The sequence below is a fragment of the uncultured Brevundimonas sp. genome, from assembly GCF_937870815.1.
Classification (GTDB): Bacteria; Pseudomonadota; Alphaproteobacteria; order Caulobacterales; family Caulobacteraceae; genus Brevundimonas.
Window position 1 is genome coordinate 1 of the sequence record NZ_CALMZS010000129.1, and the last position, 24,815, is coordinate 24,815.

General features: G+C 67.4%; 21 protein-coding genes. 1 reads left to right on the top strand and 20 read right to left on the bottom strand.

Translation table 11 applies throughout. The annotated features are described in order from the left end of the window. The 11 genes from Q0588_RS08305 to Q0588_RS08350 form a co-directional block, all read right to left on the bottom strand. The coding region (locus Q0588_RS08305; RefSeq protein WP_298745466.1) for an MFS transporter at positions 1–1,211 on the bottom strand (1,211 nt) is incomplete at its 3' end. Positions 1,212–1,261: 50 nt separating this feature from the next. Then, positions 1,262–1,888 carry an isoprenylcysteine carboxylmethyltransferase family protein gene (locus Q0588_RS08310; RefSeq protein WP_298745467.1) on the bottom strand — a complete coding sequence of 209 codons (627 nt, stop codon included), beginning with the start codon at positions 1,886–1,888 and terminating at the stop codon, positions 1,262–1,264. A 167-nt stretch (positions 1,889–2,055) separates the two neighbouring features. Then, on the bottom strand, positions 2,056–5,103 hold the full coding sequence (locus Q0588_RS08315) for an efflux RND transporter permease subunit (RefSeq protein WP_298745468.1): 3,048 nt from the start codon (positions 5,101–5,103) through the stop codon (positions 2,056–2,058). Beyond that, positions 5,100–6,140: an efflux RND transporter periplasmic adaptor subunit gene (locus Q0588_RS08320; RefSeq protein WP_298745469.1), complete on the bottom strand. Its 1,041-nt coding sequence runs from the start codon at positions 6,138–6,140 to the stop codon at positions 5,100–5,102. The genes Q0588_RS08315 and Q0588_RS08320 overlap by 4 nt, the downstream gene beginning before the upstream one ends. A gap of 17 nt (positions 6,141–6,157) precedes the next feature. Further along, positions 6,158–7,477: a TolC family protein gene (locus Q0588_RS08325; RefSeq protein WP_298745470.1), complete on the bottom strand. Its 1,320-nt coding sequence runs from the start codon at positions 7,475–7,477 to the stop codon at positions 6,158–6,160. Between the two features lie 199 nt (positions 7,478–7,676). Then, positions 7,677–9,077 carry a HAMP domain-containing sensor histidine kinase gene (locus Q0588_RS08330; protein WP_298745471.1) on the bottom strand — a complete coding sequence of 467 codons (1,401 nt, stop codon included), beginning with the start codon at positions 9,075–9,077 and terminating at the stop codon, positions 7,677–7,679. After that, positions 9,064–9,741 (bottom strand): winged helix-turn-helix domain-containing protein, encoded by a 678-nt coding sequence (locus tag Q0588_RS08335; RefSeq protein WP_298745472.1) that lies wholly within the window; start codon positions 9,739–9,741, stop codon positions 9,064–9,066. Before Q0588_RS08335 ends, Q0588_RS08330 begins: the two co-directional genes overlap by 14 nt. Before the next feature lie 63 nt (positions 9,742–9,804). Further along, entirely contained in the window at positions 9,805–10,164 is a 360-nt protein-coding gene (locus Q0588_RS08340; RefSeq protein ID WP_298745473.1) for a PepSY domain-containing protein, read from the bottom strand. A 133-nt stretch (positions 10,165–10,297) separates the two neighbouring features. Then, entirely contained in the window at positions 10,298–10,864 is a 567-nt protein-coding gene (locus Q0588_RS08345; RefSeq protein ID WP_298745474.1) for a cytochrome b/b6 domain-containing protein, read from the bottom strand. Positions 10,865–11,112: 248 nt separating this feature from the next. Further along, on the bottom strand, positions 11,113–11,289 hold the full coding sequence (locus Q0588_RS16030; RefSeq protein WP_366872772.1) for a DUF1289 domain-containing protein: 177 nt from the start codon (positions 11,287–11,289) through the stop codon (positions 11,113–11,115). Positions 11,290–11,459: 170 nt separating this feature from the next. Continuing rightward, positions 11,460–11,735, bottom strand: a complete 276-nt coding sequence (locus tag Q0588_RS08350) for a metal/formaldehyde-sensitive transcriptional repressor (RefSeq protein WP_298745475.1) — start codon at positions 11,733–11,735, stop codon at positions 11,460–11,462. 103 nt (positions 11,736–11,838) lie between these two features. On the opposite strand from Q0588_RS08350, the gene Q0588_RS08355 reads away from it, so the two are divergent. After that, positions 11,839–13,167 (top strand): MFS transporter, encoded by a 1,329-nt coding sequence (locus Q0588_RS08355; RefSeq protein ID WP_298745476.1) that lies wholly within the window; start codon positions 11,839–11,841, stop codon positions 13,165–13,167. 12 nt (positions 13,168–13,179) lie between these two features. On the opposite strand, the gene Q0588_RS08360 is transcribed toward Q0588_RS08355, so the two are convergent. The 9 genes from Q0588_RS08360 to Q0588_RS08400 form a co-directional block, all read right to left on the bottom strand. Beyond that, entirely contained in the window at positions 13,180–13,797 is a 618-nt protein-coding gene (locus tag Q0588_RS08360; protein WP_298745477.1) for a transmembrane anchor protein, read from the bottom strand. 13 nt (positions 13,798–13,810) lie between these two features. Further along, the gene (locus tag Q0588_RS08365) at positions 13,811–14,491 is read right to left on the bottom strand and encodes a HupE/UreJ family protein (protein ID WP_298745478.1); all 681 of its coding nucleotides are present in this window, start codon (positions 14,489–14,491) and stop codon (positions 13,811–13,813) included. A gap of 95 nt (positions 14,492–14,586) precedes the next feature. Further along, positions 14,587–17,775: a CusA/CzcA family heavy metal efflux RND transporter gene (locus tag Q0588_RS08370; RefSeq protein ID WP_298745479.1), complete on the bottom strand. Its 3,189-nt coding sequence runs from the start codon at positions 17,773–17,775 to the stop codon at positions 14,587–14,589. Between the two features lie 14 nt (positions 17,776–17,789). After that, the gene (locus Q0588_RS08375; RefSeq protein WP_298745480.1) at positions 17,790–19,046 is read right to left on the bottom strand and encodes an HlyD family efflux transporter periplasmic adaptor subunit; all 1,257 of its coding nucleotides are present in this window, start codon (positions 19,044–19,046) and stop codon (positions 17,790–17,792) included. Further along, positions 19,043–20,314, bottom strand: coding sequence for a TolC family protein (locus tag Q0588_RS08380; protein WP_298745481.1), 1,272 nt, complete (start codon positions 20,312–20,314; stop codon positions 19,043–19,045). Before Q0588_RS08380 ends, Q0588_RS08375 begins: the two co-directional genes overlap by 4 nt. A 92-nt stretch (positions 20,315–20,406) precedes the next feature. Next, positions 20,407–20,826, bottom strand: a complete 420-nt coding sequence (locus tag Q0588_RS08385) for a hypothetical protein (protein ID WP_298745482.1) — start codon at positions 20,824–20,826, stop codon at positions 20,407–20,409. 152 nt (positions 20,827–20,978) lie between these two features. Next, entirely contained in the window at positions 20,979–22,280 is a 1,302-nt protein-coding gene (locus Q0588_RS08390) for a HipA domain-containing protein (protein ID WP_298745483.1), read from the bottom strand. Then, positions 22,277–22,630 carry a helix-turn-helix transcriptional regulator gene (locus tag Q0588_RS08395; RefSeq protein ID WP_298745484.1) on the bottom strand — a complete coding sequence of 118 codons (354 nt, stop codon included), beginning with the start codon at positions 22,628–22,630 and terminating at the stop codon, positions 22,277–22,279. The genes Q0588_RS08390 and Q0588_RS08395 overlap by 4 nt, the downstream gene beginning before the upstream one ends. Positions 22,631–22,848: 218 nt before the next feature. Continuing rightward, complete coding sequence (locus tag Q0588_RS08400) at positions 22,849–24,780, bottom strand: FTR1 family protein (RefSeq protein WP_298745485.1); 1,932 nt, start codon at positions 24,778–24,780, stop codon at positions 22,849–22,851. Positions 24,781–24,815: the final 35 nt, after the last annotated feature.

The window sequence follows — 24,815 nt, forward strand, 5'->3', positions numbered from 1 at the left end:
GGGGTCGCGTTCCGCCTGCCTGGATGGCGCAGGGTCATGGACACAAGCCAGATGGTCGCCAGCAGGGCGAACACGGCACCGGCGATGAATGTCGCCTCTGGGCCCATCCGGGCCCAGAGCAGGCCGGCGACGACGCTGGCGGCCAGCAAGGTCGCGCCGCTGGCGAGGTTGAACAGGCCAAAGGCGGTACCCCTAAGGTGCGACGGAGCCGTATCGGCGACCAGGGCCGCCAGCAATCCCTGGGTCAGCCCCATATGCAGCCCCCACAGGGCGACCCCGAGCAACACGCCGGGAACCGTCGCCACAAGGGCGAGGACGACGTCGGCGGCGATCAGCACCGCCAGGCCCAGGACAAGAAGCCAGCGCCGATCCATTCGGTCAGAGAGGCTGCCCGCGGGGGCGGCAACGGCGGAATAGACCAGGTTCATCACCACCATCACCACGGGTACGAGAGCGATGGCGAGGCCCACGTCCTGCGCTCGCAATACCAGAAACGCCTCGCTGAACCGCGCCATGGTGAACACCGCGCCCAGCGCTATCACGGCCCAGAAGCCGCCGCCCATCGCAAGCACGTCGCCCCACCGGATCGGCAAGCGAAGACGGCGAACCCCTTCGACGGGGCGTGGCTCCCTGACCGCGAAAACCAACACCAGCACCGCCAACACCGCAGGAACCACGGCCCAGGCGAACACGGCCCGGATATTCCCCGCGAGCACCATCATCAACGCCATCGCGACAAGCGGTCCGGCGAAGGCGCCGATGGTGTCCAGCGACTGGCGCAGACCGAAGGCGGCGCCGCGGATCGGGGGTGGTGCGATGTCAGCGACCAGGGCATCGCGGGGGGCGCCTCGAAGGCCCTTGCCGATCCGGTCCGCGAACCGGGCCCCGAACACCTCCCACGGGGTCACCGCGATCGGAAACACCGGCTTGGTCAGCGCGCCCAGGCCATAGCCGGCCACCGCCAGCCATTTGCGGTGGCCAAGCCGGTCGCTGAGCCAGCCGGAGAAGACCTTGGTGATCGAGGCCGTGGCCTCGGCGACGCCTTCGAGCAAACCTACCAGCGCGACGCTCGCGCCGAGCCCCGTTACCAGAAAGACCGGCAGCAGGGCGTGAATCATCTCCGAGGAGATATCCATGAACATGGACACGAAGCCGATGGCCCAGACGCTCCGGGGCACCGCTTTCAGGCCGGTCCTGAGAGGCGCGCTCATAGTGGGAGTCTAGCCCTGACCGACAGCGCGACGGCTCCGCCGGCGCGCGGTCATGGCAGGGACAGGACGACCCGAAGCCATCCGATGTCCTGGAAGTATTCGAGCGACTCGAACAGCGGATAGGCGAAGGCCATCACGGCGCCGTCCCGCAGGGTGCGCAGGAAGAACACCGGGCGGATCTCCAGGGTCTCGGAATCTCGCCATTTGGAGGGATCGGGCCAGAAGCGCGGCGTGCGCGCCATGTAGGCGGCATAGGCGGCGCCGAACGCCTCGCTCAGCCACGCTTCCTCGCGCTTCACCGTTGCGCGGAAGACGAGCGCCGCGATCAGCAGGAACAGCAGCGCAATCGTCAGGCTGCCGGTCAGGGCGCCCATGCCGAACGCGCCCATGAAGCTGAAGACATAAAGCGGATTGCGAGAGATGGAATAGGGACCGCGATCCACGATCTCGGCGGTCTTGCGCCCGCCGATATAGAGCGAGCACCAGGCCCGCCCGATTATGCAGACCGCGATCAGCGCAAGCCCGCCCATTTCGAGCAGTTCGGAAAACAGGCCTTCGCCCCCGAACGACCGGGAAACCGCCGCCAGCGCCAGGACGGCGAGGATGCCGACGAGCAAGGCTACCTTGCGCAGCTGCTGGATCTTCTGAAGTCCGGCTGTCGAAATTTGTCCGGTCATGTTGAAACGCTCATTGGGTCAGAGAAAGGAAAACGGTCGCGGGTTCGGCATTGCGCCGTCGACGGGAGACTGCGGCGTCGAAGCCGCCGATCCGGGCGACGGCGCTCTCTGCGCCTCTACCGGGAGGTTCTGGCGTGACGGCCGGGTGTCGGTCCAGGAGGGAGCGGTCACGGACGACGTTCCCGAACGGGAGTGGACAGACGCGCCAGCAGCGTGGGGGTGAAGATCAGGATCAGGGGCACGCCCGCCAGCAGGCCGGTGATGATCGCGATAGCCAGGGGCTTCTGCATCGCCGAGCCCTCCCCGAGGCCCAGCGCGAGAGGTGCCAGGGCCAGTATGGCGATCAGGGCCGACATCAGGATCGGCCGCAGGCGGGCCCGGCCCGCGGCGATGAGCGTGTCAGGATGCGGCCGTCCGCCGGTCGGCAGTTCCGCCAGGTAGAAGACGCCCAGCTCGGCGACGATGCCGATCACCATGGTCAGTCCCATCATCGCCGAAATGTTCAGCTCCGTGCCCGTGACCCAAAGGCCGAGAAAGACGCTGGAGGCGGCAAGGACCAGGGTGGCGATGATGCTTCCGACGGCGGCCCAGCTTCGAAACAGATAGAGGAACAGCAGGCCGACAAGCAGCAGAGCCGAGACGAAGACGACGGCGAGATCCCGGAATGATTTCTGCTGTTCGGCATACAGGCCGCCATACTCGACGCGGACGCCGGACGGCAGGCTGAGCCCCCCCACGGTCCGGGACACCTCGCGCATGGCCGAGCCCAGGTCGCGGCCTTCGAGACGCGCGGTGACGGCGACGAGAGGCTGGAGATTCTCGCGGGTGATCTGCGGTTGGCCCGGGGCGATCGACAGGGTCGCGATACGCTTCAGCGGCAGGGCGTGGCCGTCGGGCGCCCGCAGCGGGAGGTCTTCAAGGGTGCGCACGCGGTCGCGTAGCGAGCCTTCGGTCCACACACGAACGCCGACCAGCTTGTCGCCCTCTTGGATGTGGCCGATGACCGACCCGCCGGTCAGCATGTCCAGCTGACGGGTGATCGCTTCCGGGTCTAGCCCTTCGAGGGCGGCAGCCGGTCGGTTGACTGTGATCACGATGGCGTCGCCGGCGACCCGCAGCCCGCCATCGACCTCGATCACCCCGCGAATTTTTCCGATGGCATCGACGACCAGGGGGGAGGCGGCCTTCAAGGCGGCCTCGTCCGACCCCAGCAGTTTGACCTCGATGGGTTGCGGCACCGCGGTCAGGTCGCCGATCAGGTCCTCCATCAACTGGGCGGTGGAGATGGTCAGACCGGGGACGGTCGCTTCGATGCGCCGACGGACGTCCGCGGTGACCGCTTCGATCGGCCGTCGTCCCTTGGCCTTCAGGCGCACAAAAAAGTCGCCCTCATTCGCTTCGGACAGGCCGCCGCCGAGTTGCAGGCCTGTCCGGCGCGAATAGCTTTCGACATCGGCGGTGTTCTGCAAAATGAGCTCGACCTGCCTCAGCAGTCTGTCGGTCTCGGCCAGGGAGGTGCCCGGCGCGGCGTAGTAGTCGAGGATGAACCCGCCCTCATCCATCTTCGGCATGAAGCCGGATCCGACGCGGGTATAGGCGAAGCCGCCGACGACCAGCATGACCATGCCGACGATCAGGGCGATCCGCCCCGGGGCCTTGAGAACGCGGCGCATCAGCGTCTCGTAGCGCCCGCCGAAGCGATCGAGGATCGCTCCACTCTTTTCCGCCTGCTGCACATCGCGGTCCCGGACCCAGCGGTCGGCCAGAAGCGGGGCGACGAACAGGGCGAACAGGAGCGAGATCGCCAGTGCGGCGGACATGGTGATCGCCAGGGCCTTGAAGAAGCCGCCCGTGACGCCGCCGAGGAAGGCGAGGGGAGCGAAAACAAGGACCGTCGCCAGGCTCGATCCGATCAGTGGGCGGATCATCTCCGAGGCCGCCTCGAGGACGCTGCCGCCGGCGTCGGAGCCGCGATGGCGCTCCTGCAGCCGTCGCATCAGATGCTCGAGCATGACGACCGCATCATCAACGACGAGGCCGACGGCCGCTGCCATCCCGCCCAGGGTCATCATGTTGAAACTCATGCCCATCAGGCCGAGCACGACGGTCGTGGCCGCCAGCGTCGCGGGCAACAGCAGGGCGACGATCAACATGAATCGCAGACTGCGCAGGAAGACGAAGAGCACGATCCCGGCCAGCAGCGCGCCCAGGAGAATAGCGTCCCGCACGCTTCCGGCGGCGGCGGTCACCAGTTGCGACTGATCGTAGTAGGTGACGATCTGAACGTCCGGCGGGGTCTGTGACGCGAACTCCGCGATGCGCCTGCGCACCTCCTTGACCAGGGCGACGCTGTTGGCATCCGGCGTCTGGCGGATATTGAGCAGGACCGCGTCCCGGCCTTGCGAGGTCACCCGGGTCCATTGCGGCGTCTGACGGGTCACGACCTGGGCAATGTCGTCCAGTTCGACGACCCCGCGCGTTCCGGTCTGGACGACGGTGCGCCGAATGTCGTCGATGCCTGTCAGACGATTGTCAGCCAGAACCAGATAGAGCCGATAGCGATCTTCCAGCCGACCCGTGGCCACCACCACATTGTTGGACGACAGGGTGCGAGCGAGATCCTCGATCGACAGGCCGAGCGCCTGGAGCCGGGCCGGATCGGCGAGCACCTGATACTCCTTCTCCTGACCCCCGAGGACAGTGACGCTGGCCACGCCGGGCACGGAGGACAGCAGGGGTGCCAGCTGGAGGTGCCCGAAGTCGCGCAGTGCGATCGGATCGCGAGTCGGCGACACCAGGGCCAGACCCAGCACCGGAAACACGGTGGGATCCATGCGTCGGACCTCAAAGCGCGTGCCGGCCGGGAGGTCCGGGACCACGGCGTTCACGGCCGATTCCGCCTGCAGGGTAGCGGCGACCATGTCGGCGCCCCAGGCGAAATTGACCGACAGCTCCGCCGATCCGCGACTGCTGGTGGAGCGAACGCCGACGACGCCCGGCACGGTGCGCAGGGCCTGCTCGACCGGACGGGTCACCTGATTGACCATCTGGTCGACGGGACGGTCACCAGCGTCGAGGGCGACGACGACCCGCGGGAAGTCGATGTGCGGGAACAGGCTGACGGGCAGTCGCAAGGCCGAGGCGGACCCCGATAGCGCCAGCAGCACAAAGGCGAGAAGGAGGAAGCGGACCTGGCCGCTCAGCCAGCGGCTCATCGCGTCGCCGCCGGAGCCGTGGAAGGGACGGGACCTTCCCGTGTCTTCATCCCGTCCGACAGGGCCGGACCGCCCTCTATGACGACGCGATCACCCGCCCGCACGCCGCGGGTGAGTTGCACCACATCGGCCTCTTCCAGACCGATCGTGACGGGCCGACGCGCGGCGATGTTGCGGTTGACGACGAACACATACGGCTGGTCCCCGTCATAGAGAACCGCCGCCCGCGGGGCGACGATGGCGTCGGGCAAGGTGCTGACGACGATCTCTCCCTTGAGTGATTCACCCGGGAGAACCGGGCTGCCCGGCGGCAGGGAGACGATGACGGCGGCCAGGCGTGTGGCCGGCTCGACCCGACGGTCCACGGAGGCGACGCGAGCCTGGACCGCGGCCCCGTCGTCATGCAGGCCGGTCAGGCGGATAGCCGCGCCGGAACGAATTCTCTGGGCGTCCTCGACCTCGACGCCGAGACGGGCGTTCAGGAGATGGGTTGAGCCGAGACTGGCCACCGCCCCGCCGGCACCGACGAGCGCGCCGGGGCTGGTGGGCAGGCTGTTGATGACGCCGCTGACCGGCGCGCGGAGCGTGATCCGGCCCCCGCCGGTCAGGCGGCGCAGGTTGGCGCTGGCTTCCCGGGCGGTGGCCGCGGCGGCGGCGGCCACTGTGACTTCGGCGTCCGCGGCGAGCCCGTCGGCGCGAAGCCGCTGAAGCCGCGCGTGTTCGGCGCTCGTCACGCTGGCCTCGCGGGCGAGCCGATCGAGATCGAGACGGGTCGTCGGGCTGGCGGTCAGGGTCACGATCGGCTGACCGGCCTGCACGGCCTCACCGACAGTGACGTGGATCTGGGCCACCTGGGCCTCGAAGGTCGCCGTCAGGGTCCGGATGGCCGCGGGATCGAACTCCACCTGGCCGTAGGCCGTGACGGTCTCGTCCAGCATCCGGGTGACGACGGCCGCGGTGCGCACGGCCGCGACGGGCGTCGCGGCCGTGTCCGCCGGTTTTGAACATCCGGCCAGCGCCAGTGTCAGTGCCGCCACTCCCACCGTGATCCGCATCATTTCGCTTCCCCGATCAAGGCACCCGACGCCAGTTCCAGCGCCACCCATTGTTCCGACAAGGTCTGATCCAGGACGGCGAGGGCGATCTCCTTGTCGGTGAGAGCCTGACGCGCGGTCTCGGCCGTGACGCGGGCAATGTCGCCGCGCGCGCCGGCCCGTTCGAAGGCTTCGACGGTTTGCCTCAACGGCGCGACCTGGGCCTCCAACGCGTCCCGCTGGCGCAGGCCGATCCGGTAGGCGGCGATCAGGGTGGTGATCTCCGAGCGCGTCGAGAACAGGCGCGCCTCGTATTCCGCGCGAAGCTGTTCGCGCGTGGCGTCCTGCACCGCGATCGCGCCACGGTTCCGGTTCCACAGCGGCAGGTCGAAACCGATCGCGACGCCGTTCGTCCTCACGGCGCCTGTGTCCCGCGTCGCGTTCAGCGCCAGATTCAGGCGAGGATATTGCTGAAGCAAGGCAAGCCGCAGATTGGCGTCCTGGCCGTTATAGCCGGCGCTCAGGGCGGCCAGGTCGAGCCGTTGGCGATACGCCCGTTCGACCAGATTCACCGGGTCCGGTGGCGGGAGATGAGACAGCGGCGGATCGCTCAGGGCGACGACGGCGTCGGGGGACAGACCGAGCGCGGCGTTCAGCGCGAACCGGGCCGCCTGCAGATCGCGCTCGGCGCTCCGGGCTCGGTCGCCGGCGTCGGCCGCCGCGATGCGCCGAGCTTCCAGATCGTTCGCCGACAGATCGCCGCGCGCCACCGCCCGAAGGGTTCGACCCAGGGCGTCGTCGGCGGCGCGAGAGGCTTCGAACGCCAGCCCCCGCACGGTTTCCAGTCCGCCGATGCGGGCGGCCAGAAGACGCGCCTGGCCCGCCGCCTGCCATTCCAGCCAGGCGACGTCGAGCCGCACCTGATCGCGGACGGCCCGTGCGGACCGCTGTCTCAGGGGGCGCATGTAGAAGCTGGAGGTGTCGATCCCCAGACCGCCGGCGATGGCGTCCACGAGGCCGGGGGCGGAGACGGGACGATCCAGACTGAAGGAGAATTGCGGATCCGGGAGCAGCCCGGCCTCGAACACCTGGGCATCGGCGACGCCGAGCCGGGCGCGATGGGCCCTCAGCTCGGGGTTGGCGATGACGGCGATGAGCCCCAGCTGGTCGGGAGACAACGGCCGGGACAGGTCTATGTCCACCGGGCCGGGCGTGGAACGCTCAAGACCAGCGGCCGCGAGGTTGAGGTCCTCGGAGCTCGGATCCGACCGGGGACGATCCGGCAGGTCGGCCTGACGATAGGTGACACAGCCCCCCAAGGCGATCACGGCCAGACCCACGGGCACCAAGCGGGTCAGTCGCCGGTGCCCGGCGCTGTGAAGCGGACCGGGCCGGGGACCGCCGGAGCGAGGGCTCAGTTCACGCACTCGGGGCCTCCGACATCCGGTTCCCGGCCGCGTGGCGGGCGCGCCGTGCCCGGCGGAGGGATCACGACCGGGCGAGTGGGTCCGGCGCCGACGGGTCCGGCTCGGCAATCCATCATGGTTCCGATCCGCTACCGGCACTGTCGACTTCTCCGGCTGCGAGGAAGTTCAGCCTGACGCTCAACCCCGGGCGATTCGAGCCCAGCACGAGATCCGCGTTGTGGAGCGAGGCGATCGCGGCCACCAGGGCGAGCCCCAAGCCTGCACCCGGGGAGTGGCGGCTGTGGTCGAGGCGGTAGAATCGACGCGTTACCCTGGACACCGCCTCGTCCGGAATCCCGGACCCCGTATCCCGGACACAGAGAACGGTCCTAGACCCTTCGTCATGCACCTCTAGGATGATGTGAACGGGCTCGTCGGCATGGACGATGGCGTTTTCCACCAGGTTGGACAGCATCTGGATAAGCAAATCCTCATCGCCGAGGATCAGCCTTTTGCTGTCGGCCAGAAGCGCCATGGTGTGACCGGCTTCGTCGGCGACAGGCTGATAGGCGTCAAAAACCCGCCGGATCAGGGCTGACGCATCCACGGGCACGAAGGCCTCACGTCCCGCGCCCGCCTCGATCTGGGCGATGCGAAGCAGGGCTGCGAAAATGTCCAGCGCGCCGTCGAGGTCGGTCAGGGCGTGGTCGATCGCCTCATGCAGACCTTGGACCGTCCCGGACCGGGCGCGGGACTGTTCCAGTCTCTGGCGCATCCGGTTGAGGGGCGTTCTGAGATCATGAGCGATGTCGGAGGATACATGCCGCATCGCCTCCATGGATGCCTCCAGCCGCTCCAGCATGCGATTGAGATTGTCCCGCAATGCCGCGAACTCAGAGCCCAGGCCGATCGGAGGCAGCCGTTCGCTCAGATGGCCCTGCATGATCCTCGCCGTGGCGGTGTTCACTCGCTCAAGACGCCGGGCCAGGATGAGGCCCGCCGTCAGGCCGCCCAGGGCGGCGAGAACCGCCATGCCCGCGGCTCCCCAGAGCGCGATCTGCGCCATCCATTCCTGCAGTTCGTGCACCGCATAGGTCGTCTTGCCGACCACCAGACTTCCGTCAGGCAGGGGCGTCGCGAGGGTGCGGACCAGAATCGGTTCGTCGGCGCCCGCGCTGCCGTCAGTCGGCGCGGGCATGGCCACCTGGCCCAGACCGGGGCCTTGCGGGGCCTCGAGCGGAAGCTCGCCGGCCAGACGGCGACCGGTCCGGTCAAACAGGGCGTAGGAAAAAGGGCTGCCGAGCCGCGTGCGCGAGGAGACCCGGCGCTCCAGACCGGGAAGATCCGAAGCCGCCTGGTCGGCGAGCAGAACCCGGCTCTCGACGCGCAGATCCTCTTCAATCGAGGCGTTGGCGTAACCGGTGACCGCCCACTGGAACGCGCCGAACATCAGGGCGCCGCCCAGGGCGAAGATCACGGCGAAGGCGGTCGCGAGACGAAGCGCGGAGGAGGCGAGGAACCTAGGCGCGGTCATCGATCATATACCCCGCGCCTCGAACCGTGTGGATGAGGTCGTGACCGAACGGTCGATCGACCTTGGCTCTCAGGCGACTCATATGGGCGTCGACAAGATTGGTCCTGGGATCGAAATGAAACCCCCAGACCTTGTCCAGGAGCATGGCGCGGGTGACGACCTGACCACTGTGCCGGGCGAGAAACTCCAGCAGTTTGAATTCCTGGGGTGTGAGATCGAGCCGGGTCGTACCCCGTCGGGCAGTCCGTGCGCCGAGGTCGAGCTGGAGGTCACCCACGTCGATACATGTTCTCAGATCCAGGACCGGCGACCGTCGGCCGAGCGCCTGGACCCGGGCCAGAAGTTCACTGAAGGCATAGGGTTTGACCAGATAGTCATCTCCCCCGGACTCAAAGCCCTCGACCCTGTCCCTGACACCGCCGACGGCAGTGAGAAAGATAACCGGCGTGGACTTGCCCGCCTCGCGGACCGCACGGACGACGGACAGGCCGTCACCGCCCGGCACCATCCGGTCGATGATCAGCACGTCGTGCGCGCCTTCGAGCGCCAGATGCAGTCCGTCGTCGGCGGTTACCGCGATGTCGACCGTGTGACCGGCCTCGGCGAGCCCGCGGGTCACGAACTCGGCGGTCTCGGCATCGTCTTCAAGAAGCAGGAGTTTCATTCTGGCGTCCCGGCAAGGGAGACGCCGCCCCCGTGTCGGGGGCGGCGTGGCGATCAGGTGTAGTCAGTCGTTGTCCTCGGGGCCTTCATTGGCTTCGTCGGCCTCTTCGGCGACCGCGCTGACGCCGCCGCTGGTCATGTCGACGGCATAGGTCGCCACCCGGTCACCGCTGGCGACCTCGACTTCCCACTTTCCGCCGCTCTCATCGTCGAACGAGGCCTCCATGGCCTTGCCCGAACCCTGGCGTTCCGCGATCGCGACCGCCTGGGCCAGCGAAACGCGCGCGCCGTTGACGGCGGCGATCTCGGTCCGTTCATCCGGCCCGGTCGCGCCGGGATTGGCGGCGATCGCCGCGCCGCCGACGGCCGCGGCCGAGATGAGGGCCGCCGCAGAGAGGCCGAGAACAAGGGATTTGCGGGTCATACTGGTCTCCATCCACCCCAAGCGGGTGCGAAAGTGACTCTAGCCACCTCAACCTTCGCCAACGCTCTCGGCCACATTACAAAGGCGCAAGCCGTCCGCGCCGTCGGTCGCCGGGAAGGAGCTTCCGCAAGGATCACGACGCCGACCAGAACATCTTGCGGACCAGGCGGTGCCCGGCCAGTTCGTGGAGCACGGCGAGGCCGGCGTGGCCGACGAGATAGGCCCAGACCAGTTTGGAGAACAGCTCATGGATGCCGAGACCCGTCGCTCGCACGGGTTCGGGGAGCACGGTCAGGAGGGTCAGCGCTCCGGTGAACGCCATGACGCTGATGACGATCAAGCCCAGTCCGTGAATCGCATGCGCGAATGGATGAGTGCCCTCAGCGGGCAACCGGCCATGACGCCATTCCGAGACATGGAGCCGGAAGTCGCGCCAGACGGCGAGGGTCGCCTTCAGAGAGAACCACGGCACCAGCAGGTGGAACGGCATTTCGCCCCGGCGCACCAGGGTCCACAGCCAGTAGGCCGCGAGCAGGCCGAAACTGGTCAGGCCGACCCACTCGTGGAGCTCGAATGCGAAATTCTCCGGTCGACCCGGCTTGGGCGCGATCATGAAGTTGATGATCACCAACTGGTGGATCACCGCCACGGCCAGGAGTCCGTGCAGGATTTTCGTCAGCAGGCTTCGATTGGCGGACATTGAGCGGATCTTCCGGAGATAAGGTCAACAGTCTTCGGAGCGCCGGCATGGCCCCCTGATCTGTATTACGCGGCGTATTCGGCGATCCCTCGGGACCGCTCTACTTCAAAAATGAGAAGCATTATCGATTCTGCGTGTACTGGCCGTTCGACAACAGCGCTTCCGCCGGGCCAGAGGCACCGGCACCGGCACCGTTCAGATCCCGAACCGTTCAGCGGTCGCCATCAGTGAAACCCGGTCCGGCATGGTCATTGATCCTTGAGCCGCCGCAGGCGTCGGGTCAGCTCCCTGAGGAGGAGCTGACGGGTACGCGGCGGCATCTTTCGCCAGGCCCGGACTTCGGGGACCGAACGACCGCAACCCACGCACCAGCCGGTGCGACCATCGAAGCGGCAGACGTCGGTGCAGGGGGAATCGGAGCTCACGGCCTCGTCTCCGGGTAGTGGTCGCCGATTTCAGCCGGGCCGGCCTCATGCGGTCCGTTGTGCGCGGGTGGAGGCCGGATCGTATCTAGGGCCGGACCGATACCGGATCCTGCATCCCGGTTTGCCCGCCGGCCGGTATCCTCGGAGCGCGTTCTGCTCATGCACTCGGCCTAGCTGGAATAGCGGCGGATAAGGGCGATCAGCTCGTCGGTGCCGATCCGGCGGTCATGCTCGCTCAGATCGGGGTTGGCGACGTGGTGTCTCAGATGGTCCTCAATCAGTTCATTGAGTAGCCCGCCCATCGCCCCGCGCGCCGCCGCGACCTGCTGGAGAACCCGCGAGCAATCCGTTTCGGTTTCGATGGCTCTCTCGATCGCAGCCAACTGGCCGGCGATGCGTCGAATGCGCGCCACGAGTTTTTTCTTGCCGGTGACCGTATGTCCCATGGCTACTCCCCTAGAGTATATTGCAACCGTATGCGAGACTCGACGAAGGGGAGCCGCCCTCCGGGATCGCCCGGGATTCCGTGGCGTCCCAGGTGACCCTTTGATGTTTTCTCCCCTGCGTTACTCCGCCTACCGGCACCTCTTCATGGCCCAGGTTTCGGCCCTGCTGGGGACGGGAATGGCGACCGTCGCGCTCGGGCTGCTGGCCCACGATCTGGCGGGGGCGAGCGCCGGGGAAATCCTTGGGGCTGCTTTGGCGATCAAGATGGTCGCCTATATCGGCGTGGCGCCATTCGCGAGCGCCCTGGCGGCGAGACTGCCGAGGAAGACGCTGCTGGTCTCTCTCGACGTGGTGCGGGCCGGGGTCGCGGTCAGCCTGCCATTCGTCGGTGAAGCCTGGCAGATCTACGGGCTGATGACCGTGCTCTATGTCGCCTCGGCCGCCTTCACTCCGGCCTTCCAGGCCATGATCCCCGACCTGCTTCCGGACGAGGCCGAATACACCAAGGCGCTGTCGCTCTCGCGGCTGGCAGCCGATCTGGAGAGCGTCGCCAGCCCCGTGCTGGCGGCCCTGCTGCTGGCGGTGATGAGCTACAACAATCTGTTTGCAGGGACAGCAGTCGGTTTCGTCGTTTCCGCACTGTTCGTCGTCAGCGCGGTCTTGCCGGCGTTGAGCACGGCCCAGCCCCGGCCCTTCATGCAACGACTGACCGGGGGCATCCGATTGTTCGCGCTGACGCCGCGCCTTCGGGGTCTGCTGGCGATCAGTCTGGCGACGGCGGCGGGCGGGGCGATGGTGTTCGTCAACACCGTGGTGCTGGTGCAGTCGCGCTTCGCCATGTCGGAGCAGGCGACGGCCTGGGCGCTGGCGGCGTTCGGCGGCGGATCGATGACGGCGGCGGTGATCCTGCCCCGTCTGCTGGTTCGGCTTTCGGACCGGTCCGCCATGGTGCTCGGGGCCGGCCTGATGACGCTGGTGCTGCTGGCGGGTTCGTGGGTTGCGGTCAGTTACCCGGCCTTGCTGTTGCTGTGGGTGACCATGGGCTTCGGCTATTCGTTGACGATCACGCCGGCCGGTCGGGCCCTGCGGCGATCATCCAACGCCGCAGACCGGCCCTCGCTGTTCGCGGCCCAGTTCGCCCTGTCGCACGGCTGCTGGCTGATCGCCTATCCGGTAGCGGGTCTGGTCAGTGCGGCGGTTGATCCCGGTGCAGCCTTTCTGGTCCTGGCGGGCCTGTGCGCCTCGGGCACGATCCTGGGGCTGCTGATCTGGCCGGCGCATGATCCGGATACCGTGCCGCACAGTCATGACGACCTCGACCCCGATGATCCGCACCTGCTGGAAGGCCACGCGCTGGACGTCGAAGCGGGCCACGCCCACCCCTACGTCATCGACGAACGGCATAGCCGCTGGCCGACGACGAGGGGATAGGAGCCGTGGAGATCAGACCACGCGCTTGACCTCTGTATAGGCGCCTGTGGTCTGCAGGGTGATCGTCACCGTCTCACCGGTGCGGTTGCGCCAGAACCAGCCGTGACTGCCGGTGAAGGCGGCGGTGAGGTCGCCTTCCTCACGCGGGGACGATCCCTTGCTGTAGCCATGATAGGAGGTTCCGGGCCGGTCGGCGTGGACGTCGAAATTGATCCGCCCGCCGCTGCTTGACCAGACGTAGCGGACGCGAGCGCCTTCCTGCATCACCAGCTTGATCTCGGCGCCCTGGTCGGGGGCGAGGGTGAGAACGGTCTCGTCGGTTCGGACCCCGGGCGCAGTCGCCGCGGGCGTGACTGCGGCGGTCGGCGCCGCAGCGACGGCGGGCGGTGTGGCGGCCGGCTGGAGGCCCGCCTCTTCGGCCTTGGCTTCAGCAGCAAGCTGCACCTTGATGCGGCCCATTTCCGTCAGGCCGAGCAGCGATCCGACCCGGGTGGGATCGGTGCCGTATTCGGCGGGCAGTACGATCGTGACGAGCAGACCGGCGGCGACCACGACGGCCAAGGCCGTGGACTTCAACAGCTTGCCGGTCGAGGGCAGTTCGGACGGGTCGGGCTTGTTGGCGTTTTGCATGAGAGGTCTCCGATCAGGTGACGAAGAAGCCGACGAGCTGATAGCCCGCCAGGATGAAACCGAGGGTCATGAGGACGACATTGGCGGCATAGGCATGACGCCAAAAGCCGGTCGTCCTGCGCCAGAAACCCATGACGATGAGGATGGCGCCCAGGGCCAGAAGCTGGCCTGCCTCGACCCCGATGTTGAAGGCGATCAGGTTGCCGATCAGTCCATCGGATGACAGCTGGAAATCCTGCAGCTTGGTCGCCAGGCCGAAGCCGTGGAACAGGCCGAAGATCAGGGTCGCGGCCTTGGTCGAGGGCTGGAATCCGAACCAACGCTGATAGGCGCCGAGGTTGTCGAGCGCCTTGTAGACGACGGACAGACCGATGATCGCGTCCACCAGATAGCTGGACACGCTGATGTCGGTCAGCACGCCCAGCAGCAGGGTGGATGAGTGGCCGATGGCGAACAGCGTCACATAGATGCTGATGTCCTTCATCCGGTAGAGGAAGAAGATCACGCCGAACAGGAACAGCAGGTGGTCGTAGCCGGTGACCATGTGCTTGGCCCCGAGATAGACGAACGGCCAGAACAGGAAGCCGGAGGTCTCCTGGATGTAGCCCTTGTCGCCTTCGGCCACGCCGTGGGCCAGGGCCTGGCCCAGGGCTCCGTCGATGAGAAAGAAGAGCAGGATGGCGGCCAGCGCCATTGCGGGTGATTTGAGCCAGGACCAGGGATCCCGGCGATAGGCAACTGTCATGAGAACCTTTCCGGAGTTGGGGGAGGGTGTGGAGCGGCGGACGGTCAGAACCGCCTCCGCTTGACGCGGAACGGCAGGTGGTCGAGCCAGGCGGGACGGGGACGATCCTCGGTCCGGTCGCGGCCGTGGACGAGGCTGTAGAGCGCCGGGAGCACGAGCAGGGTCAGCAGGGTCGACGAGATGATCCCGCCGATGACCACCGTGGCCAGCGGACGCTGGACCTCGGCCCCGGTCCCGACGTTGAGCGCCATGGGCACGAAGCCCAGGCTGGCGACCAGGGCGGTCATCAGCACAGGCCGCAGACGGGTCAGTGCGCCTTCGCGGATAGCCGTGGGGATCGGCTTGCCCTCTTCGATCAGGCCCCGGATGAAGCTGACCATGACCACGCCGTTGAGCACAGCGACCCCGGACAGGGCGATGAAGCCGACGCCCGCCGAGATCGACAGCGGCAGATCACGCATCATCAGGGCGGCCACCCCGCCGGTGAGCGCCAGGGGCACGCCGGAGAAGACGATGGCCGAGTCCTTCCACGAGCGGAACAGGACGAACAGCAGGCCAAAGATCAGCAGCAGCACAGCCGGCACCACGACCTGAAGCCGTTTCGCCGCCGAGATGAGCTGTTCGAACGTACCGCCATAGGTGACCCAGTAGCCGGCGGGGATCGTCACCTCGGTCTCGACCCGCTCCTGCACTTCCCCGATGAATGAGCCCAGGTCGCGATCGCGCACGTTGGAGGTGACCACGATCCGTCGCTTGCCGTTCTCGCGACTGATCTGGTTGGGACCGACCGCAAGCTCGATCGTCGCCACCTCGGCCAGGGGCACAAATTGACGCGCCTGTCCCTCGCCCGCCGGCAGGGGTATCTGCAGGCGACCGATCGCATCGGTGTTGGATCGCAGCGCTTCGGGCAGGCGAACGACGACGTCGAAACGCCGGTCGCCCTCGAAAATCTGCCCCGCCGTGGTGCCGCCCATCGAGGTGGAGATGACCGACTGGACGTCGTTGACGCTCAAACCCAGTCGCGCCATGGCAGCCCGGTTGGGTGTGATCTGGAGCACCGGCAGACCCGTGACCTGTTCGGTCTGGGGATCGGCCGCGCCATCCACGCCGGCGACGATGCCTTCGATCTCGGCGCCGAGCCTGAGCAGTTCGTTCAGATCGTCGCCGAACACCTTGATGGCGACATCGGCGCGCACGCCCGAAAGCAGTTCGTTGAACCGCATCTGGATCGGCTGGGTGAACTCGTATTTGCTGCCGGGGATTTCGTTCACGGCGGCTTCCATCTCCTCGACAAGCTGACCGCGCGGCTTTCTGGGATCGGGCCAGTCGGAGCGGTCCTTCAGCATGATGAAAGTGTCGGCGACCGAAGGCGGCACCGGGTCAGTGGCGACTTCGGCAGTGCCGATCTTGGCCACGACCCGCTCGACCTCCGGGAAGGCGGCGATGCGGGCCTCCAGCGCGGTCTGCATCTGGATGGCCTGGCTCAGGCTGGTGCCGGGAATGCGCAGGGCGTGCATGGCGATGTCACCCTCGTCGAGATTGGGCACGAACTCCGAACCCATTCGCGACGCGCCGAAGCCCGCCAGAAGGACAAGCGCCACGGCGATGCCGATCATCAAACCCCGGGTCTTCAGCGCGAAGTCCAGCGCCGGCTGATAGCCGACCCGGGCCCAGCGCATCACGAAGCTGTCCTTTTCCTCCACCTTGCCGGTGACGAACATCGCGACCGCGGCAGGCACAAAGGACAGCGACAGGACGAGGGCGGCGGTCAGGGCGATGACGACGGTGATCGCCATCGGGTGGAACATCTTTCCTTCAACCCCGGTCAGGCCGAAAATCGGCACATAGACGAGGGTGATGATCAGGATCCCGAACAGCGACGGCCGGATGACCTCGCTGGAAGCCGAGGCCGCCAGATCAAATCGTTCTTCCCGGGTCAGGATACGGCCCAGTCGGTGCTGGGCCTCCCCGAAGCGGCGCAAGCAGTTTTCCACGATGATGACGGCGCCGTCGACGATCAGGCCGAAGTCGAGCGCGCCGAGGCTCATCAGATTGCCCGAGGTCCCCGTCCGCACCATGCCGGTGATGGTCATCAGCATGGTGATCGGGATGACCGCCGCCGTGATCAGGGCGGCGCGGATGTTTCCGAGCAACAGGAACAGGACGACGACGACCAGCAGGGCACCTTCCAGCAAGTTTTTCTCGACTGTGTGGATGGCGCGATCGACCAGGTCCGTCCGGTCATAGACCGGCGATGCGGTCACCCCGTCGGGTAGCGCGCGCGCCGCCTGTTCCAGACTGACGGCGGCGGCCCGGGCCACCACGCGGCTGTTTTCGCCCGCCAGCATCAAGACCGTGGCGAGCACGGTCTCCTTGCCGTCTTCGGTCGCGGCTCCGGTGCGCAACTCTTCGCCCATGCCCACGTCCGCGACATCGGCGATCCGGATCGGAACACCGCCCCGGGTGGCGATGACGACGCTGCCGAGATCCTCGGTCGTCGAAGCCTGGCCCGGCACGCGGATCAGATACTGCTCACCGTAGCGCTCGACATAGCCGGCCCCGACATTGGCGTTGTTGTTGTTCAGCGCATCGACGACTTCGGCCATGGTCACGCCATAGGCCGACAGTCGTTCGGGCTGGGGCGTCACATGATACTGGCGCTCGTAACCGCCGATCGTATTGACCTCGGTGACGCCCTTGGTGTTGCGCAACTGGGGCCGGATCACCCAGTCCTGCAGGGTTCTCAAATCCTCGGTCGTATAGGGCTGGCCGTCCGGACGACGGGCGTCCGGCGCGGCGTCGATCGTATACATGAAGATCTCGCCCAGGCCTGTGGCGATCGGGCCGAGTTCGGGCGTGACGCCGGGGGGAAGCTGGCTGAGCGCGTTCTGCAGCCGCTCGTTGACCAGTTGGCGCGCGAAATAGATGTCGGTGCCGTCGTCGAAGATGACGGTGACCTGGCTCAACCCGTAGCGTGAGACCGAGCGCGTATATTGCAGGCCGGGCACGCCCGCCACCGCCGTCTCGACAGGGAAGGTGATGCGTTGCTCGGCCTCCAGGGGCGAATAGCCGGGAGCCTCGGTGTTGATCTGGATCTGGACGTTGGTGATGTCGGGCGTGGCGTCGATGGGCAGGCGCTGGAAGCTCCAGACCCCGACCGCGCAGGCCAGAAGGACGAGCGCCATGACGACCCAGCGGAACCGGATCGACAGCGCGATGATGCGTTCAAGCATGATGGTCGCGCCCCCTAGTGGTCATGGCTCGCGCCGGACTTGTCGATGTCCGCGCGAATGAGGAAGGCACCGTCGACGACGTATTCGGTTCCGGGTTCAAGCCCGCCGAGGACCTCGGTCCATTCGTCGGTTCGACGCCCCAGTTCGAGCATCCGCACCTCATAGGTGTTGCCGACCCTGGCGTAGACGACCTGGAAATCCCGGAACGGCTGGATGGCCTTGGTCTGGACCGCCAGCGGCACCTCGCCCTGACCGACCTGGACCGTGCCGCTGACCCCCAGACCCGGCCGCCAGACGCCGCCCTGGTAGGGGAGCGCGACGTGGGCGACCAGTGTCTGGCTCATGGGGTCACTGGACGGCAGCACGGCCTCGATGACGCCAAGCGCGCGGTGATCCCCGGCCAGGCTTGTGACCTCCACGCGTTGCCCGACCCGGACGCGCTCTGCGTCGCGCGGATAGAGGAAGAACTCGGCGTGCAGACGGGTCGGATCGCCGATGGTCAGCATCGGCTCGCCATTGCCGGTAATGGCTCCGGGGTTGGCATTCTTGGCCGTGATCATCCCCGAAATCGGGGCCGTGACGGAATAGGTCTGCAGGCTTTCGCTGGATTCGACCCGGGCGAGGACCTGTCCACGCCGGACGCGATCGCCGAGCTGGACCGACATGGCCATGACGCGACCGGGATAGCGGGCATGGACCTCACTCTGGCCCTCCGGCGTGATCTCGACCCGGCCGCTAAGCGGCAGGCTCTCGCCCAGGACTGCTCCGCCGGCTCTCTGGGTGGTTACGCCGCCCGCCCGGGCGGCATCGGCGGTGATGGTGGTGCGCCCTTCATAGGACTCATAGCTCCAGCGGTGCTGGCGTCCGGCATGGGCGGCGGCGACTGTCACGTCGAAGGAGTGGGGCTCGAAGACCACGCCCGGGGCCGCGAGGTAGTCGTTCTCGGCGGTGAAGACGAACCGGTCGGTCTTGGGACCCAGTCGACCCAGGGTGATGCTGGCCTGGACCTGGCGCGGATCGAGGGGCTTGTCCTTGAGATAGGGATAGAGCCGGAACAGTGGCTCCGGACCATCCTCATAGATGGTGACCTCCAGTGCGAAATCACCGTCTCGCAGCATCCGTCCGCGATGGGGGCCACGCTCATAGTCGCCCGCTGCGACCTCGCCTTCGGCTTTTTCCGCTGAACCGCCGGGACCGCAGGCGGAGACGACGACGGCAACGGCAAACAGGGCGGCGGCGATGATCCGCCGCGATGGGGTGTGAGGGGTCATGAACGGATCTCCAGGCCCAGCAGGGGGGCATGCGCGCCGGTCAGCCGGTCAAGGCGGGCGCGATCAATGTGAAACTGTTTGAGAACGGCGACACGCCGGGCCCGGGTCGCGAGCAGCGCCGTCTGGGCGGAGATCACGTCGTTGTAGGTGAAGCCGCCGCGCGCGAAACCTTCGCGAACGAGAACGACGGCGCGCTCGGCCTGGGGCAGGGTCTCCTCGGCGATCCGCTGTGCTTCCATCGCCCGTGAGGCGAGCAGCACCTGAAGCCGCGCGATCTCGCGTTCCCGGTCCAGCCGAAGCGCGGCCATGTCGGCCTCGGCCGCGACCCCCTCGAACCTGGCCCGTTCGATGGCCCCCTCATTGCGGTCAAAACGACCGAGCGGAATGGAGCCGCCGACCACCAGGCCGAGGTCCTGGCCCTCCCAGAAATGCCGGACGCCCACACTGACGGTGGCGTCCGGCATGGCACGAGCCTGTTCCACCCGAACCCGGGCCAGGGCGACATCGCGCTGCGCCGACAGAACCGCGAGATCGATCTCGGAGGCGGGGCCGGCCGCCTTGCGCGCGGCGCTGGTGTCTTCGAAATCGGCAGGATCAAGCGAGAAGGTCGAGGTGCCGATCCAGAAGCGTCCGAGCGTGGCGCGGGCCAGCCGGGCCTCAATCCCGGCCTGATCAAAATCGATCTGGGCCTGCGCCAGCTCGGCCTCGGCGCGAGCGCCCGCGAACAGGGGGTCGCGGGCCATGTTCACGCGGCGCTGCACTTCCGCCTGAAAGCGTTCCGCCAACGCCAGTCGCTCGCGAGCGATCTCCAGTTCGGCTCCGGCGGCCAGAGCGTCGACCCAGGCGCGCTGCACCTGCTCCAGCCGGTCCAGCCTCCGCACGGCGGCTTCGGCCTGGACCACGGCGGCTTCACCGCGCGCCAGGGCCACCCTCGCCGGTCGGTCGCCGCCTCGCTCGAAACGCTGCTCGTAGGACAGGGTCGTTTCGGTTCGGTCGATGATATTGCCCCCGCCCAGTGTGGGCAGGTTTTCGACCATCAGACCAAGGCTCGGGTTGGGGCGGACATCGGCCTGACGCACGGCGGCATCGCCGGCGCGGGCGCGGGCTTCACCCCCGGCGAGCGCCGGGTCGACGTCGGCGGCCCGCGCGAGGGCGTCGAGCAACGACAGGGCCGGCGCGTCCACGGCAGTGAGGGGCGGCTGCTGCGCCAGGGCGGTATGAGACGGCAGGGCCGCCAGCGAGAGCGCAAGCGCCGAAACGGCCGCCATGCGCGCCCACGATCCGGCAGCGCCGGCATTCGGGGTTTTCAAGGATATCTCCGGGAAACAGATTGCGCGCGCAGCCGAAAGGCTGCGCAGGTTCAGATGACCGTGCGCATCCGTTTCGGAGGATATTCGGGGCCGTCGCCGTCGTGGTTCGGCCGCGACGGATCGCCGGCGGACCAATGCTGACCTGTGGTCGATCGAAGGATCGCCTTCACACCGTGGCCGGCTTCCGGGACGGCGTTCGGGCTGTCGCCGGTCGCGGCGTGGTGATGACCCGTGGGTCGGGTCTCGCCGGTATCCGGTTCTTCGCCGCCGGCTGCGTCAGTCTCGGTCGCAGGCTTGGGCGCGACATGGACGTGAAGCGGGTCGTGGTCTGCATCGAACGCGCTGCCGGGGGAGGCGATCGGCGGCCAGTCGAACGTATGGGCGATCCGATGCCCGGTCTGTGACGCCCCATAGAGGCTCGTCACCGCCAACAAGGCGGCGCAAAAGCTCACGCAAAGGGTGCGAAACAATCGGGACAATGGGGGCTCCTGCTTCGGGCCATAAAGCGCGTCGCCGGGCGTGGCAACGGCCAAGTTGACGCGGCCTGGCCCGGCGCCCGGGGGGCCAATCCAGGGGCCCCGATCTTCCGCTCGTCGCCACCGCCGCGCAGGGCGCCGCGGGTCTAGAGGTCCGTCCGGAGTGAGGGATCTATGGATTTGCGCCAGTCCTCGCCGACCCGGGCGGCGTCGGCGAATTCGGGCCAGCGAGCCACGGCGTCGCGAACTTTCTGTACGATCGCGCGCGCCCGGCGGGCGTTGATCGACGCGACGCGGGCGCTGGCGTCGAAGTCGTCCAGGGTGAAGCCGTCGCGTTTGCCGTTCATCGACATCTGGTGGCGCGCCGTCCAATCGCCCGCCGGATTGTAGCTCCAGGTGATGTCGAAGGCCGGCGACAGGCTCCAGGTGCCGGCCCTGTCCATCAGGAAGGCGATGTTCTTGACGTGATCGTCCTGGTTGCGGGCGACGATGTTGAAGGCCATGCGCCGAAACTGCTCTTCGAGCGCCTCCATCGGCAGCCCGAGACGACGCATGACGAACAGCGCCTGTTCGTACGAATAGGCGTTCTGGTCGTTGAAATCGAAGTGGGCGAGGGCGGCGAGGGACTGCATGTGCAGCTTTCCGCCGCCGGGAAGGCGGTCGAACCGCCTGGTCATGAAATGCCGCCGGCCGCCTTCTTCGAGCAGACGGCATTCGGCCACCTGGACCCCGGCTGCGGCGGCCATCCGGGAATAGGCGTATTCGACCGCCCCATAGCCTTGCGGATCGGTCAACTCCTTGTCCTTGTTGCCCCTCACGCCATCGAATTTCAGCAGCCAGTAGTCGAAGCCGTCGCCGGCCTCGACCTGGCCTGAGCGGACTTCATTGGTTTCGGCGTTCCAGGCGATGACCGCCTTGGCGCGGGCGCCGCCGGCTGAGGTGCCGACCCGCAGGATGTCGCGCAGAGCCTCGGCCTTGGTCTCATCGGCGAATGAGGAGCGCAGGTCGTTGCGATGGGTCAGGACTTCCGACGCCAGCTCGACCAGGGCGTCGAGCTTGATCCGGGTCGCAGCCTTGCGGCGCGGGCCCTTGGCCGGGGCGAACTCCAGGGCGCCCATGCCGCGCTCGCCGGTGTAGCAAAGCCGTTCGACCGCGTTAAAGCTCTCGGGCGTCCGGCCCTGGGTCGCGAGCCAGGCGTCGATCAGCGTGTTGCCGTACTTGTCGGGCAGGGCGTCGGCCAGCATCCCCGGCAGGCCGTGGAAGCTGCGCGGGTTGAGGTCCGGGAAGCTATGGATCTCGGGGCCCAGGGGCATCATCAGCGGCGCCGGCTGGATGCCACTGGTGATGAAGGCGGGCGCATAGGCGAAGGCGGCGACGTCGGCGCCGTCTTCCAGGGACACGGCGCCGATGCGTCTTCCCCACAGACGGACCTCGGCGATGGTCGTCATTGTTCGTCGCCCCAGGCCCAGGGCCTCCCGGCTCCAGCGCCTTCGTCGGGGTCCGGCCGGGCGCGCTGTCGGGTCTTGCCGTGACGTTCCAGCAGATCGATAGGATTGGGCGGGCTCTGAGGCAGGAGCCGGTCGAGACCGTCCAGCTTGTCCAGGGCCCGAAGGCAGCGCACCAGATTGGCGGACTGGGTCGAGGCCCCGCCCTCGAGGCGCTCGACCGTTCGCTTGGACACTCCTGCGGCTTGAGCGAACTGGGCCTGGGTCATCTGTCGCGCGAGTCGCGCTTCAGCGATCCTGCGGCCAAGCTCCGCGAGGGCTGCGTCATCAGTGGTCAGGCTCGATATCTTCATAATTCGCCACTTTCGGCGAGTAAGATATCGATACCAAGTTAATTCGTCAATATTGGCGACTTGTGAAAATCCAAATCGCACGATCTAATTCGCCTATTATGACGACTTATATGATGTTTTTCTGCTCTAATCGCCAAAAATGACGACTTGCAGGACCGTGGCGCGCAACGGTCTGGCGCTCAGGCCTTAGCCTGAGGACCGTAAACAAGGGGCCGCCTTCAGTGGGGCGGTCGAGCCGTCCTGGGTGACGACGTCCGGGCGAAGCCGATCACAAGGACGGCGATGGTCAGAAGCTGAACGGCCAAGCCCTCGACCGTCGGATAGAGGCCGAGGATCTCGATCCGCGGGATCCAGGCGAGCGGGTGGATATCGAGCCAGCCCGCCTCCTGCAGCGCCGCCACTCCCTTGCCGATGAGAACGACCGACAGGACGGCCATGAGGATCGAGCTCCACGAGAAAAACCGGCCGATGGGCAGGCGTTTGCTGTAGGCCAGTAGCGCCCAGGCGATCACCGCCAGGATCGCCACGGCGGTCAGGGCACCGGCGAGCATGCCGACATGGCCCCCCTGGCTCCAGATCGCCGCATAGAACAGGATGGTCTCGAACACCTCCCGGTAGACCACGACGAAGGCGAGCAGGAACAGGAACCAGGCCGACCGCCTCGAGAGGGCCCTGGACAGCTTGTCGCGGATATAGGTCTGCCAGGCGTCGGCATGCGACTTGCCGTGCATCCAGATACCGACAGAGACGAGCACGACAGCGGCCAGAAGTGAGCCGAACCCTTCGGTGAGCTCCCGGCTGGCGCCGCTGACGGAGATGAAGAAGGTCGCGGCCGCCCAGGTCGCGCCGCCGGCGACCAGCGCGGCCACCCAGCCGCCGTGGACGTAGGGCAGCACCTCGGGCCGATCGGCCTTCCTGAGGAAGGCGATCATCGCCACCACGATGAGCAGAGCTTCCAGTCCCTCACGCAGCAGAATGGTCAAGGCACCGAGGAAGCTGGCGAGATTGTTCGCTTCCTGAGGCGCGAGCGCCCGCTCGGCCGCGTCAAACAGGGCGTTCAGACGGGCGACCCTCTCCGCGACTTCTTCGGCGGGCGCGCCCTTGCTGATCGAGGCGCGCAACGCGGTCATGGCCGTCTCGATCCGGCGCAGCAGCGCCCCGTCACGGGCGCCGAGCGCGGGCTCCACCGGTTCGAAGCCGTCGAGATAGGCCGACAGCGCCAGGTCCGTGGCGGCCTTGCGGTCGCCGCGATGATAGGCCGCCTCGCTTTCCGCGAGGCGCGTTCGCGCCAGGGTCAGGGTCGCCCCCTCGGGACGCGCCGTCGCCTCGGGGTGACGGCGAAGATAGGCCGTCACCGCACGTGCCTTGGTCTCGCCGATCCGGCTCGCCAGATCCGCCGGCGTGGCCGTGGCGACGGCGGCCAGATCGGGGTAGGCGACGCGGAGCGCCGGGTCGGCCTTCCAGAGGCGCTCGCCTTCGGCGGCTTCGGCGTCAGTGAAGGCGAAGCGGCTGACATAGAAGGCCAGGGCCCAACGATCCTCTGCCGGCAAATGGGCGAAGCTGGCCATCGCCGTCCCGTCTAGCCCCTGGTCGATCACCTGGTAGAGACCGAACACGCTGCGTTGGCGGGCGCGTTCCACGTCGGCGAAGGCGATCGGAGGCGGATCGAGTCCTTCCGCGCCCGCGCCGTCGGCGCGGCCGGTCGCGCCATGACAGACTGCGCACTGTTCGGCATAGAGCGTCGCGCCCTTCGTCAGATCGGGCGGAAATGAGGGTGCCAGCGGGCTCGGATAGGCCGTCAAGACGGCGCCGGCCAGGGTTCTGGCCTGATCTCCCACGACCTGCGGGTCGGCCTTGTCGCGGATCGCCGCCTGCAGGGCGACCGCGTCGCGCACCAGGCCGGCCTTGGCCGGATGGGGCGGCAAAGCGTCAAGACGCGTCCGGATCTGGCTGCCAAACTCGACCATCTCGCCGTATTCAGCCGGATTGGTCACCTGGCCGTTCGCCACAGCGCCGGCGTAGTCGACCGAGACGTAGTCGAGCAGCCGCCAGGCGACCTGGGCCTCCGAGGCGGTGGGGAGCTGAGCGAGAGCGGGTGAGGTCAGCGCCAGCGCGAATAGCAGGGCGAGCAGACGGAACAGGGGTTGCATGGGTATGACCAGTTAGGAATGGCTCGCATTAGCAT

What these genes read in the sequence shown, in the direction of transcription:
- Q0588_RS08310 (WP_298745467.1), bottom strand. Translation starts at nt 1,888, where the DNA reads ATGACCGGACAAATTTCGACAGCCGGACTTCAGAAGATCCAGCAGCTG.
- Q0588_RS08315 (WP_298745468.1), bottom strand. Translation starts at nt 5,103, where the DNA reads ATGAGCCGCTGGCTGAGCGGCCAGGTCCGCTTCCTCCTTCTCGCCTTT.
- Q0588_RS08330 (WP_298745471.1), bottom strand. Translation starts at nt 9,077, where the DNA reads ATGACCGCGCCTAGGTTCCTCGCCTCCTCCGCGCTTCGTCTCGCGACC.
- Q0588_RS08335 (WP_298745472.1), bottom strand. Translation starts at nt 9,741, where the DNA reads ATGAAACTCCTGCTTCTTGAAGACGATGCCGAGACCGCCGAGTTCGTG.
- Q0588_RS08340 (WP_298745473.1), bottom strand. Translation starts at nt 10,164, where the DNA reads ATGACCCGCAAATCCCTTGTTCTCGGCCTCTCTGCGGCGGCCCTCATC.
- Q0588_RS08345 (WP_298745474.1), bottom strand. Translation starts at nt 10,864, where the DNA reads ATGTCCGCCAATCGAAGCCTGCTGACGAAAATCCTGCACGGACTCCTG.
- Q0588_RS08350 (WP_298745475.1), bottom strand. Translation starts at nt 11,735, where the DNA reads ATGGGACATACGGTCACCGGCAAGAAAAAACTCGTGGCGCGCATTCGA.
- Q0588_RS08355 (WP_298745476.1), top strand. Translation starts at nt 11,839, where the DNA reads ATGTTTTCTCCCCTGCGTTACTCCGCCTACCGGCACCTCTTCATGGCC.
- Q0588_RS08360 (WP_298745477.1), bottom strand. Translation starts at nt 13,797, where the DNA reads ATGCAAAACGCCAACAAGCCCGACCCGTCCGAACTGCCCTCGACCGGC.
- Q0588_RS08365 (WP_298745478.1), bottom strand. Translation starts at nt 14,491, where the DNA reads ATGGCGCTGGCCGCCATCCTGCTCTTCTTTCTCATCGACGGAGCCCTG.
- Q0588_RS08370 (WP_298745479.1), bottom strand. Translation starts at nt 17,775, where the DNA reads ATGCTTGAACGCATCATCGCGCTGTCGATCCGGTTCCGCTGGGTCGTC.
- Q0588_RS08375 (WP_298745480.1), bottom strand. Translation starts at nt 19,046, where the DNA reads ATGACCCCTCACACCCCATCGCGGCGGATCATCGCCGCCGCCCTGTTT.
- Q0588_RS08380 (WP_298745481.1), bottom strand. Translation starts at nt 20,314, where the DNA reads ATGGCGGCCGTTTCGGCGCTTGCGCTCTCGCTGGCGGCCCTGCCGTCT.
- Q0588_RS08390 (WP_298745483.1), bottom strand. Translation starts at nt 22,280, where the DNA reads ATGACGACCATCGCCGAGGTCCGTCTGTGGGGAAGACGCATCGGCGCC.
- Q0588_RS08395 (WP_298745484.1), bottom strand. Translation starts at nt 22,630, where the DNA reads ATGAAGATATCGAGCCTGACCACTGATGACGCAGCCCTCGCGGAGCTT.
- Q0588_RS08400 (WP_298745485.1), bottom strand. Translation starts at nt 24,780, where the DNA reads ATGCAACCCCTGTTCCGTCTGCTCGCCCTGCTATTCGCGCTGGCGCTG.